Source organism: Inquilinus limosus MP06, assembly GCF_000767795.1.
Taxonomy (GTDB): Bacteria; Pseudomonadota; Alphaproteobacteria; order DSM-16000; family Inquilinaceae; genus Inquilinus; species Inquilinus limosus_E.
On the sequence record NZ_JANX01000146.1, the window covers coordinates 1 to 11,729 of the forward strand.

13 protein-coding genes are annotated in these 11,729 nt (G+C 70.4%); 9 read left to right on the top strand and 4 right to left on the bottom strand.

Annotated features, from left to right (window positions below):
- Positions 1 to 386: GNAT family N-acetyltransferase (locus P409_RS13735; protein ID WP_034837340.1), on the top strand; the 386-nt coding region annotated here is incomplete at its 5' end.
- A gap of 2 nt (positions 387 to 388) precedes the next feature.
- Here P409_RS13735 and P409_RS13740 read toward each other — a convergent pair.
- Positions 389 to 1,282, bottom strand: a complete 894-nt coding sequence (locus tag P409_RS13740) for a LysR family transcriptional regulator (protein WP_034837344.1) — start codon at positions 1,280 to 1,282, stop codon at positions 389 to 391.
- 168 nt (positions 1,283 to 1,450) lie between these two features.
- Here P409_RS13740 and P409_RS13745 point away from each other — a divergent pair, with 168 nt between their 5' ends.
- Both P409_RS13745 and P409_RS13750 read left to right on the top strand, forming a co-directional pair.
- Positions 1,451 to 2,617: a GSCFA domain-containing protein gene (locus P409_RS13745; protein ID WP_034837367.1), complete on the top strand. Its 1,167-nt coding sequence runs from the start codon at positions 1,451 to 1,453 to the stop codon at positions 2,615 to 2,617.
- 132 nt (positions 2,618 to 2,749) lie between these two features.
- Complete coding sequence (locus P409_RS13750) at positions 2,750 to 3,934, top strand: MFS transporter (protein WP_034837370.1); 1,185 nt, start codon at positions 2,750 to 2,752, stop codon at positions 3,932 to 3,934.
- 60 nt (positions 3,935 to 3,994) lie between these two features.
- Here the strand turns inward: P409_RS13750 and P409_RS13755 are convergent, their stop codons facing one another.
- Entirely contained in the window at positions 3,995 to 5,239 is a 1,245-nt protein-coding gene (locus P409_RS13755; protein ID WP_034837348.1) for an SAM-dependent methyltransferase, read from the bottom strand.
- A 201-nt stretch (positions 5,240 to 5,440) separates the two neighbouring features.
- Between P409_RS13755 and P409_RS13760 the strand changes: the two genes are divergently transcribed.
- The 6 genes from P409_RS13760 (at position 5,441) to panC (ending at position 10,183) form a co-directional block, all read left to right on the top strand.
- Positions 5,441 to 5,725, top strand: coding sequence for a GNAT family N-acetyltransferase (locus P409_RS13760; protein WP_034837350.1), 285 nt, complete (start codon positions 5,441 to 5,443; stop codon positions 5,723 to 5,725).
- Positions 5,726 to 5,778: 53 nt separating this feature from the next.
- A complete protein-coding gene (locus tag P409_RS13765) occupies positions 5,779 to 7,200 on the top strand; it encodes an amidase (RefSeq protein WP_052120576.1) in 1,422 nt (473 codons plus the stop codon).
- 162 nt (positions 7,201 to 7,362) lie between these two features.
- Positions 7,363 to 7,839, top strand: coding sequence for a carboxymuconolactone decarboxylase family protein (locus P409_RS13770; RefSeq protein ID WP_034837354.1), 477 nt, complete (start codon positions 7,363 to 7,365; stop codon positions 7,837 to 7,839).
- A 44-nt stretch (positions 7,840 to 7,883) separates the two neighbouring features.
- Positions 7,884 to 8,360, top strand: coding sequence for a carboxymuconolactone decarboxylase family protein (locus P409_RS13775; protein WP_034837357.1), 477 nt, complete (start codon positions 7,884 to 7,886; stop codon positions 8,358 to 8,360).
- A 150-nt stretch (positions 8,361 to 8,510) separates the two neighbouring features.
- A complete protein-coding gene (panB, locus tag P409_RS13780) occupies positions 8,511 to 9,335 on the top strand; it encodes a 3-methyl-2-oxobutanoate hydroxymethyltransferase (protein ID WP_052120577.1) in 825 nt (274 codons plus the stop codon).
- Positions 9,332 to 10,183, top strand: a complete 852-nt coding sequence (gene panC / locus P409_RS13785) for a pantoate--beta-alanine ligase (RefSeq protein WP_034837358.1) — start codon at positions 9,332 to 9,334, stop codon at positions 10,181 to 10,183. Before panB ends, panC begins: the two co-directional genes overlap by 4 nt.
- 8 nt (positions 10,184 to 10,191) lie before the next feature.
- Here the strand turns inward: panC and P409_RS13790 are convergent, their stop codons facing one another.
- Both P409_RS13790 and mdh read right to left on the bottom strand, forming a co-directional pair.
- Positions 10,192 to 10,407 carry a hypothetical protein gene (locus P409_RS13790; RefSeq protein WP_034837361.1) on the bottom strand — a complete coding sequence of 72 codons (216 nt, stop codon included), beginning with the start codon at positions 10,405 to 10,407 and terminating at the stop codon, positions 10,192 to 10,194.
- 208 nt (positions 10,408 to 10,615) lie between these two features.
- Positions 10,616 to 11,578: a malate dehydrogenase gene (gene mdh, locus P409_RS13795; protein ID WP_034837364.1), complete on the bottom strand. Its 963-nt coding sequence runs from the start codon at positions 11,576 to 11,578 to the stop codon at positions 10,616 to 10,618.
- Positions 11,579 to 11,729: the final 151 nt, after the last annotated feature.

An 11,729-nucleotide genomic window follows, 5' to 3' on the forward strand; every position in this document is an offset into this window, starting at 1 on the left:
GGTGGAAGGCGATCCTGGCCGATCCGGCTCAGATCGCCCTGGTGGCCGAGATCGACGGCGCGTTGGCCGGATTCGGTCTGGCCGGGCCGCCGGGCGACCCCGCCTTCGGCGACCGGGGCGAGGTGAAGTACCTCTATGTCGGGCGCGACCATGCCCGGCGCGGCATTGGCCGCCGGCTGCTCGCCGCCCTGGCCGCGGCGCTGGCCGAACGGGGCTACGCCGCGCTCGGCCTCGGCGTGGTGGTCGGCAACGACCCGGCGATCGCCTTCTATGAGGCCCAGGGCGGCCGTCGCGTCGGCGCCTACACCGACCCTGGGCCGCTCTGGCGCTCCGACAACCTGCTCTACGCCTGGGACGATCTCGCGGCTCTTGCCGCACGGGGGTAGGATCAGTCGAAGCGCAGCCGCTCGACCAGGAAGTCGATGAAGGCGCGCACCCGGGCCGGCATGGTGCCGCGGCCCAGGAACAGGGCGTGGATCTCCTCCATCTCGCGCGGGTCGTACTCGGGCAGCAACTCGACCAGCCGGCCAGCGTCGAGGTCGGGCCGGACGTGGTAGAGCGCGGTGCGGCCGATCCCCATTCCGGCCAGCACCGCCTGGCGCAGCGTCTCGCCGTTGTTCACCACCAGGGGGCCGGTCACCTGCATCGGCCTCGGCCCGTCCGGCCCGGCCAGCACCCAGTCGGTGAAGCTGCGGCGGTAGTTGAAGGTCAGGCAGTCGTGGGCCGCCAGGTCCGCCGGGGTGCGGGGCACGCCGCGCCGCTCGAGATAGGACGGCGCCGCGATCAGCACCCGGCGGCTGATGCCCAGCTTGCGGGCCTGCAGGCTGCTGTCGCGCAGCGGCCCGTGGCGGATGGCGACGTCGGTGCGCTCGGCCAGGATGTCGACCACCTCGTCGGTCAGGCTGACATCCAGCGTCACCGCCGGGAAGCGGGCGCGGAACTCCGGCAGCAGCGGCACCACGCAATGGGTGCCGAACGGGATCGAGGCGCTGATCCTGAGCCGCCCGCGCGGCGCCGCGGCGCCGGAGACGCCGGCCTCGGCCTCGGCGATGTCGGCCAGGATGCGGCTGGCCTGCTCGTAGAACAGGTCGCCCTCCGGCGTCGGCCGCAGGCTGCGGGTGGACCGCGCCAGCAGGCGCACGCCCAGCCGCTCCTCCAGCCGCCCGATCAGCTTGGCGACGGCTGACGGCGTCAGGCCCAGCCGGCGGGCGGCGGCGGAGAAGCTGCCCTCCTCCACCACCCGCACGAAGACTTCCATCTCACCGGACCGATTGATGTCCATGGGCGATTCCTGATTCTAGAAAAGGCGGTCGATGAAATCTTAGGTTTAAGGTTTCGAATCGGAGAGGCTGGATTCGGAAACGACATCCTGTCATGCTGCGACGCATCAAAACTGATTTCGATGTTCGAGGGCCGGCCGGCCGGACCGCAGACCGAAGGGGGTTTTGGCATGTCCAGAATCGTGATCGAGCAGGACGGCGTACAGCGCAAGGCCAGCGCGTCGTTCTTCCGCGGCGAGACGACGAACTTCTACCCGAGCGACAGATCCCTGGAGCGCGCGGGCGTCGTCGGCGAATACCTCGCGAAGGGCTGGATGCCGGCGGAGCGGTTCGTGAGCCAGACGACGCCGATCGTCGCCTTCGGCTCCTGTTTCGCCGACAACATCAGCAGGTATCTGCACAAGGCCGGTTTCAACGTGCTGACCAAGCGCGACAACCTCGCCTATGTCTCGAAGATGGGCGACGGCATGGTCAACACCTTCGCCATCCGTCAGCAATTCGAATGGGCCTGGCTCGGCAAGACGCCGAAGGCCGATCTCTGGCACGGCTACGACGCCGCCGAGTTCGGCTATGACGAGGCGGTGCGGCTGCGAACCAGGGCGCTGTTCGACGAGGCGGAGCTGTTCATCATCACCCTCGGCCTGTCCGAGGTGTGGTATGATGAGCCGACCGGCGAGGTGTTCTGGCGGGCGGTGCCGAAGGACAAGTACGACCCGTCGCGGCACAAGTTCCGGGTCACCACCCATGCCGAGAACCTGGAGAACCTGCAGGCGATCCACGCGCTGATCCGCCATTTCCGGCCGGATGCGGCGGTGCTGTTCACGGTGTCGCCGATCCCGCTGGCCGCAACCTTCCGGCCGGTGACCTGCCTGTCGGCCAACGCGGTGTCGAAGGCGATCCTGCGTGCCGCCGCCGACGAGTTCTTCCGCCGCAACGCGCCGAACGACCCGAAGCTGTTCTACTTCCCGAGCTACGACATCGTGATGTACGGCTTCAACCACCAGTGGCGGGACGACCGGCGGCACGTCTACTCGCACGTGCTCGACTTCAACATGAAGGTGTTCGAGCGCTACTACTGCCAGACCGCCCTGGACGATGACGGGCTGCTGCAGTCTCTCCGATACGCCCAGCGCCAGGACCGGCTGATCGGCCAGCTCGGCCATGCCGCGATGGCGAAGCAGGAGGCGACGACGGATGACGAGCGCATCGAGGCCCGGAAGGCGCTGGGCCGGAGCCGGCGGGAGCTGGAGCGGGCACGGATCCGCGAGGAGCGGCGGCAGCAGCGCATCGCCGAGCGCCGCGCGGCGGCGGCCGGGACGGCGATCGCGGCGGAGTAGGGCAACGCCGAGGGCTGCGGGAGAGTCGATCGTCTTTGAACCTGGTTCATAGCTGATTGGATTTTCCGAAGCATAGTACAAAGCAGGGGTGACGGCCATCTAGCGGTGAGCTTTCATCGCAAGGTGGCCGTCATGCCCATTGCCCTCTATGCCCTCGCGGTCGGTGCCTTCGGCATCGGCATCACCGAATTCGTGATCATGGGCCTGCTGCTGGAGGTCGGGACCGATCTCGGCGTCTCGATCTCCACCGCCGGCCTCCTGATCAGCGGCTATGCGCTCGGCGTCGTCGCCGGCGCGCCGATCCTCACCACCCTGACCGGCCGGATGTCGCGGAAATCCGTGCTGCTGGGGCTGATGGTGATCTTCACCATCGGCAATCTGGCCTGCGCGGTGGCGCCCGACTACGCCACGCTGATGGCGGCGCGGGTGCTGACCGCCTTCGCCCATGGCACCTTCTTCGGCGTCGGCTCCGTGGTCGCCACTGGCCTCGTGCCGGCACAGAAGCGCGCCTCGGCCATCGCCGTCATGTTCACCGGCCTGACCGTCGCCAACATCCTGGGCGTGCCCTTCGGCACCTGGCTGGGCCAGGGCTTCGGCTGGCGCGCCACCTTCTGGGCCGTGACCGCCGTCGGCCTCGCCGCCCTCGCCGTGATCGCCGTGGCCGTGCCGAAGGATGAGGCGCCGGCCGAGCCATCGGACTGGCGGCAGGACCTGAAGGTGCTGGCGCGCCGCCCGGTGCTGCTGGGCCTGCTGACCACGGTGCTGGGCTTCGCCGCGGTGTTCGCCGTGTTCACCTATATCGCGCCGATCCTGACCCAGATCACCGGCGTGTCGGAGCAGGCGGTGTCGCCGATCCTGCTGGTGTTCGGCGGCGGCCTCGTGGTCGGCAACCTGCTGGGCGGCAAGTTCGCCGACCGCTGGCTGGTTCCGACCGTGCTGGGCAGCATGCTGGTGCTGGCCGCGGTGCTGGGGCTGATGACCTTCGCCGTGCACAGCACCGTACTGGCTGTGGTCTTCGTCGGCCTGCTGGGCGCCGCCGGCTTCGCCACCGTCGCGCCGCTGCAGATGTGGGTGATGGAGAAGGCCGAAGGCGCCGGCCAAAGCCTCGCGTCGAGCTTCAACATCGCCGCCTTCAATCTCGGCAACGCGCTGGGCGCCTGGCTCGGCGGCGAGGTCATCGAGCACGGCCCCGGCCTCGGCGCGGTGCCCTGGGTGGCGGCGCTGGTGCCCCTGGTCGGCGTCGCGGTGGCCGCTCTCAGCCTGCGGCTCGACCGCCGCGCCCCGGCCCTGGTTCACGCCGCGGACTGCGCCTCCTGAGGTCGCGCCACCCGGATGATGCGAAAGAGCCCGCCGGTCACCCCGGCGAGCTCTTTCGTTTCACGCCGTCGCGCGGCTCGGCTGCGGCACCACGCTGTCGCCGACATCGGTCAGCGCCATCTGGCGCTCACGCTCGACCATGTAGTCGCGGGTGATCGGCACCGTGTCGATGCGCTTGGCGAATTGCAGCTGGAACACCACGGTGGTGCGGTAGCGGAAGCCGACCTCGCACAGCGCCAGGTAGAACTCCCACATCCGGCAGAAGCGTTCGTCGTACAGCTTCGCCGCATCGGCCCAGCGGGCCATGAAGCGCTCGCGCCAGTGCCGCAGCGTCTCGGCATAGTGGATGCGCAGCACCTCGACATCGGTGATGTACAGGCCGACGCGCTCCGCCATTGTCGCCAGCTCCGACAGGGTCGGCAGGTCGGCGCCCGGGAAGATGTATTTGCGGATGAACGGGTTGATCGGGCCCGGCGTGTCGGAATAGCCGATCGAGTGGATCAGGGCGACCCCGTCATCGGCCAGCAGGCCGTGCAGCTTGGCGAAGAACTCGGCATAGTTGCGCTTGCCGACATGCTCGAACATGCCGACCGAGACGATGCGCTGATACGGCCCCTGCTCCTGCCGGTAGTCGCGCAGATGGAACTTGGCCCGGTCCGCCAGCCCGGCCGCGGCAGCCCGCGCCGTGCTCAGCTTGTGCTGCTCGGTGCTCAGGGTCACGCCGGTGACGTCGGCCCCGGTCTCGCGCGCGAGGTACAGGCCCAGGCCGCCCCAGCCGGAGCCGATGTCCAGCGTCTTCAGCCCCGGCTTGTCGAACAGCAGCTTGGCGGCGATGTGCCGCTTCTTGTTCAGCTGCGCCGTCTCCAGGCTGTCCTCGGGGGTGGCGAAATAGGCGCAGGAATACTGGCGGTCGGCGTCCAGGAACAGGTCGTACAGCTCGGCCGACAGGTCGTAGTGATGGGCGACGTTCTGCTGCGCTTTGCCGACCGGGTTATACTGCTTCAGCCCGCGGGTCACCCGGGCGATCAGCGCCAGCCAGCCATGGCTGTCGACCTTCAGGTTCTTCGCCACCACCGCCAGGAAGTCGTAGAGCGAGCCCTCCTCGACCGTCAGCTGGCCGTCCATATAGGCCTCGCCCAGCGCCAGGCCCGGATTGCGCATCAGCGTGTAGGCCAGGCGCGGCGACTTCAGCCGGATCACCGCGCGGGGCGGCGTGTCGTCGCCGATCTTGTGCGAGCGGCCAGTGGCGTCGATCACCCGCAGGCTGCCGTCCCGGACGATCGATTTCAGAAGTGCAATGAACATCCTGCCCAAATCTCTCGTTCGTCGCCGCCTGGCGCGGGTCGAACGCAGCCCCAGCGGGCATGGCGGGCGATCCGGAGGCCGGGGCGATTCCCTGTCCAAGCGCAAAGTTGGACCATGCCCCGGCCGGTTTGTGTACCCTTTTTGTGCATGCGGGCCCGGATCGGGTGCGCCGCGTGACCGATGCAACCAAAAGGAGCCGCCATGGCCGAGGTCACCGACAACCCGGCGCTGAGCCGCTACGAGATGGCGGTCGACGGCGTCACCGCCTTCGTCGAATACCGGCGCGAGGGCGACGTGCTGGCGCTGACCCACACCGAGGTGCCGCAGGCCCTGTCCGGCCGCGGCATCGGCAGCGCCCTGGCGCGCGGCACGCTGGACCGGGTCCGCGCCGCCGGCCTGAAGATCCGGCCGCTGTGCCCGTTCATCGCCGCCTTCATCCAGCGGCACCCGGACTACGCGGATCTGGTCGCCGCCGATCGCGGTTGACGCTGTCCGCCGCTGCCCCGCAGATTTGCCGGACAAGAACCTGCGAGGCGAAAATGGCGGAGCTGTGCGATCTCGAGGCGGTGGAGCTGCGGCGCCTGATCGGGGCGGGGGAGGTCTCGCCGGTCGATCTGGTCGAGAGCTGCATCGCGCGGATCGAGGTGGTGGACCCGGCGGTCAACGCCATCACCGCCAAGGCCTATGACCGGGCCCGGGCAGAGGCGCGAGCGGCCGAGGCCGCGGTGCGGCGCGGCGACGCCCTCGGCCCGCTGCACGGGCTGCCGATCGGGGTCAAGGACCTCAGCGACACCGAAGGGCTGCTGACCGCGTACGGCTCGCCGCTCTATGCGGACTACATTCCACCGGCGGACGAGCGGGTGGTGGCGGTGCTGCGCGAGGCCGGCGCCATCGTGCTGGCCAAGACCAACACGCCGGAATTCGGCGCCGGCGCCAACACCCGCAACGAGGTGTTCGGGCCCACGCGCAACCCCTTCGACCATGAGCTGACCTGCGCCGGCTCCTCCGGCGGGTCGGCGGTGGCGCTGGCCTGCGGCATGGTCCCGCTCGCCACCGGCTCCGACCTCGCCGGCAGCCTGCGCACCCCGGCCGCCTATTGCGGCATCGTCGGGTTCCGTCCGACCCCGGGCCTGATCCCGACCGAGACTCGTGGCCATGGCTGGTCGCCGCTGTCGGTCGACGGGCCGATGGCGCGGACGGTGACGGATGCCGCCCTGATGCTGTCCGCCATGACCGGCCACGACCCGCGCGACCCGCTGTCGCTCGGCGTCGACGGCGCGGCCTTCCGCGCGCTCGACCCGGTCGATCTCGGCGGCCTGACGGTGGCCTTCACCGAGGATCTCGGCTTCGCCCCGGTCGACAGCCGTGTCCGCCGCAGCTTCCGCGCCGCCCGCCAGGCACTGGAGCCGGCGGTGGGCCGCAGCGTCGATTTCGCGGTCGACATGGCCGGGGTGGACGATGCCTTCGCTACGCTGCGCGCGGTCGGCTTCGTCGCCGCGCATCGCGAGAAGGTCGAGGCGACGCCGGACAAGGTCGGGCCGAACGTCACCGCCAATGTCGCCGCCGGCCTCAAGCTCGGCCTCGCCGACGTCGCCAGCGCGCTGACCGTCCAGACCCGGGTGGTGCGCGACGCCGACGCCTTCCTGTCCGGGGTCGATGTGGTGATCTGCCCGGTGGCCGGCCATCCGCCTTTCCCCTGGAAGGACTGGTACCCGGCGGCGATCGACGGCGCCGCCCTGTCCAGCTACTTCCACTGGCTGGCGCTGGCCTATGGCCCGACCCTGGCCGGCCTGCCCTCGGTGGCGCTGCCCTTCGGCCGGGACGAGGCCGGCCTGCCCTTCGGCCTGCAGATCATCGGCCGCCGCCGCGGCGACCATGCGGTGCTGTCCGCCGCCCGCGCGATCGAGGCCTGGGCCGGGCAGAACGGCTTCGGCCGGGCGGTGCCTCAGATTTCCCAATAGCGTCATTGCTTCGCTGCGCTCGCAATGACGGCGTGGGTGAGCGGGAGAGGCAATAGAAGCCTTTTTTTGCCGGGCCTGTCACATCCGCGGACGCTGCCCCGTCTTGTCGTCGAAACCGTCCCGAACGGGCGGTCCCGATCTCAAGACTGGAAGGTTCGACCCATGTCCGCTCGTCTCGACTACGCCGCCGTCGCCCCCGGTGCCATCAAGGCCCAGTACGGCGTGCACACCTATCTCGAGGGCTGCGGCCTCTCGATGACCCTGCAGGAGCTGATCTTCCTGCGCGTCTCGCAGATCAATGGCTGCGCCTATTGCCTCGACATGCACGCCAAGGCCCTGCGCAAGGACGGCGAGGGGCAGCAGCGGCTGGACGCCGTTGCCGGCTGGCGCGAGGCGCATGGCCTGTTCAGCGCCCGCGAGCGGGCGGCGCTGGCCTGGGCCGAGGCGCTGACCCTGGTGGCCGACACGCGGCAGGTGCCGGACGCGATCTATGACGAGGTGAAGGCCCAGTTCGGCGACCGCGAGCTGGTCGACCTGACCCTCGCCATCTGCTCGATCAACAGCTGGAACCGCCTGGCCGTGGGCTTCGCCCGGGGGCCGGAGCCGGACGAGCAGAGCCGGAAGGCCGCCGCGGCCTGAGGGCCCGACCGCCGGTTCGGATCATCAAAGGGGGAGTTTCCGACATGTCCACGCGTCTCGATTGGGCCGCCGCGGCCCCTGGCGCGCTGAAGGCGCAGTACGGCGTGCACGTCTATCTGGAGAGCTGCGGCCTGCCCAAGTCCCTGCTGCTGCTGATCGATCTGCGCGTGTCGCAGATCAATGGCTGTGCCTTCTGCCTCGACATGCATGCCAGGAGCCTGCGCGAGGCGGGGGAGGGCCAGCAGCGGCTGGACTGCCTTGCCGGCTGGCGCGAGGCGCACGGCCTGTTCAGCGCCCGCGAGCAGGCGGCGTTGGCCTGGGCCGAGGCGCTGACCCTGGTCGCCGACGCGCGGCAGGTGCCGGATGCGATCTATGCGGCGGCGAAGGCGCAGTTCAGCGATCGCGAGCTGGTCGACCTGACGCTGGCCGTGGGCTCGATCAACAGCTGGAACCGGCTGGCGGTCGGCTTCGGCAAGGGGCCGGAGGCGGATGGCGCCAGCCGCGAGGCGGCCGCGGCCTGACATTCCGGCCGGCCTGCGGGCTCCGGCGGGCGGCTTGGGCCGCCCGTCGCTTTTTCACGCCGTGACATCCGGCTTGCCTCGACGGATTTTGCACTGCAGCATCCCGGATCCGGGACGATAGAGCCCGCACCGACCGGGGAGTGAACCGAGGTGAGCGTTTCCGCGCCGATCCGGCGCATCACGATCCCGCAGCTCCGCGCCCGCAAGGGGCAGGAGCCGATCGTGATGCTGACCGCCTACACCACGCCGGTGGCCCGGCTCCTGGACCCGCATGTCGACGCGCTGCTGGTCGGCGACAGCCTGGGCATGGTGGCGCACGGGCTGGACAGCACGGTCGGCGTCACGCTCGAGATGATGGCGCTGCACACCGCCGCGGTCCGCCGCGGCTCGGCCCGCGCCGCGATCGTCGCCGACCTGCCCTTCGGCAGCTACCAGGGCTCGCCGCGCGATGCTTTCGCCGCCTCCGCCCGGCTGATGGCCGAGGGCGCCTCCGCCGTGAAGCTGGAGGGCGGCGAGGAGATGGCGGAGACGGTGGCCTTCCTGGTCGTCCGCGGCATCCCGGTGATGGGCCATGTCGGCCTGCTGCCGCAATCGGTCAACGTGCTGGGCGGCTACAATGCCCGCGGCCGGTCGGGGGAGGAGGCGGCGCGCATCATGTCGGCCGCCAAGGCGATCGCCGCGGCCGGCGCCTTCTCGCTGGTGATCGAGGGCACGGTCGAGCCGCTGGCCCGCCGGATCACCGAGGAGGTGCCGGTCCCGACCATCGGCATCGGCGCCTCCGTGGCCTGCGACGGCCAGGTGCTGGTGGTCGACGACATGCTGGGCCTGACCGGCGCCGGCACGCCGCGCTTCGTCCGCCGCTACGCCGATCTCGAGGCCGCGATCACCGAGGCGGCGACGGGCTTCGCCGCCGATGTCCGCGCCCGGCGCTTCCCGGGCCCGGAGCATGTCTTCGCCGAGAAGAAGCCGTCATGACCGCCGACAGCAACCCCTCCTCCGGCCCCGTCATCGCCCGCAGCGTGGCCGAGCTGCGCGCCGCCGTCTCCGGCTGGCGCCGCGCCGGCGACCGCATCGGCCTGGTGCCGACCATGGGCGCGCTGCATGAGGGCCACCTGGCCCTGGCCGCGGCCCTGCGCCAGGCGGGAATGAGCCGGGTTCTGTTCAGCATCTTCGTCAACCCGACCCAATTCGCCCCGACCGAGGATTTCAGCCGCTATCCGCGACGCGAGGCCGAGGACCTGGCCAAGCTGGCCGCGATCGGCGCCGACCTGGCCTATCTGCCGGCGGTGGGGGAGATCTATCCGGACGGCTTCGCCTTCTCGGTCGTGCCGTCCGGCCCGATCGTCGCCGATCTCGAGGCGGCGGTGCGGCCCGGCCATTTCGCCGGGGTGGCGACGGTGGTGGCGAAGCTCTTGATCCAGGCGGCGCCGGACCTCGCCGCCTTCGGCGAGAAGGACTACCAGCAGCTGCTGGTGGTGCGCCGGCTGGTGCGCGACCTGGACCTGCCCTGCGAGATCCTGCCGGTGCCGACGGTGCGCGACCGTGACGGCCTGGCCCTGTCCTCCCGCAACGCCTATCTCGGCACGCCGCAGCTGGCGGTGGCCCGGCGGCTCAACCGCATCCTGGCGGAGATCGCCGCCGACCCGTCGCGGCTGGCCGCGGGGCCGGACCGGCTGCGCGACGCCGGCTTCGACGCGGTCGACTATCTGGTGCTGCGCGATGCTGAGACCCTGGCCGAGCCGGCGCCCGGCCGGCCGCGGCGGCTGATCGCCGCGGTCCGGCTCGGCGCCACGCGCCTGCTCGACAACCTGCCGGTCCCGTAGGACCGGGCTTACTTCGCCGGCGGCGTCTGGGTCTGGTCGGGTGTGCCGCCGGTCAGCGACGAGGGCGGTGCCGACAGCGGCTGGCGCTGGATCGGCTCGGCCGGGACCGCCGGCGGCGCCGGCTCGCCCTGCATGATCGGGCGGTCGATCGGGATCTCGTCCGAGCCGCAGGCGGCAAGGGTCAGGAGGGACAGGCCGGCGGCGGCCAGGATCAGGCGGGTCATGGGCACTCCCTCGATCGTTCCACGGGGCGCGCACTCTAGCCAGACGGGCCGGCCGAGGCGAGGGGGCACGCTGCCGCGCGATTGCGGCAGAAATTGGCAGGGCGAGCCCCAAAAACTGTCATGCCCGGGCTTGGCCCGGGCATGCAGAAGGTGTCGACGCTCTCTGGATTGCCGGGTCAAGCCCGGCAATGACAGGTGGGCGGATGGCTCAGGCGGCCGATTCCATCAGCTTCTTGGTGGTCTCGACCAGGCCCTTGACCGCGGCGACCGACTTGTCGAAGGCGGCCTTCTCGTCGGCGTTGAACTGGACCTCGACGATCCGTTCGACGCCGCCGGCGCCGATCACCACCGGCACGCCGATGTAGAAGTCGCTGACACCGTACTGGCCGGTCAGGTAGGCGGCGCAGGGCAGCACGCGCTTCTTGTCGCGCAGGTAGCTTTCGGCCATGGCGATGGCGGAGGAGGCGGGGGCGTAGAAGGCGCTGCCGGTCTTCAAGAGGCCGACGATCTCGGCGCCGCCGTCGCGGGTGCGCTGGATGATCTGGTCCAGCTTCTCCTGCGTGGTCCAGCCCATCTTCACCAGGTCCGGCAGCGGGATGCCGGCGACGGTGGAGTAGCGGGCCAGCGGCACCATGGTGTCGCCATGGCCGCCCAGCACGAAGGCGGTGACGTCCTCGACCGAGACCTTGAACTCCTCGGCCAGGAAATAGCGGAAGCGTGCCGAGTCGAGCACGCCGGCCATGCCGACCACCTTCTCCGGCTTCAGGCCGGAGACCTCGCGCAGCACGCCGACCATGGCGTCCAGCGGGTTGGTGATGCAGATGACGAAGGCGTTCGGGGCGTACTGCTTGATGCCGGCGCCGACCGCCTGCATGACCTTGGTGTTGACGCCGATCAGGTCGTCGCGGCTCATGCCCGGCTTGCGCGGCACGCCGGCGGTGACGATGACGACGTCGGCGCCGTCGATCGCCGAGTAGTCGCTGCCGCCCTTCAGCACGGCATCGAAGCCCTCGACCGGGGACGCCTCGGCGATGTCCAGCGCCTTGCCCTGCGGCACGCCGTCGACGACGTCGAACAGGGTGATGTCACCAAGCTCCTTGAGCCCGGCGAGAAGGGCGAGGGTACCACCGATCTGCCCGGCGCCGATGAGGGCGATCTTGTTGCGCGCCATGACGTGCCATCCTTCCGATGAGCAGCAGAAAAGACGGGCCCCGTCCTAGCGCGATTTCGCGGGTGCGGCAAGAACGGGTCGGCCCGTCGCGGGTTGATCCGGGCGAAGCGGTTGCCATCGGCGCGATGCGCCCCAGATCAGGTCCACCACA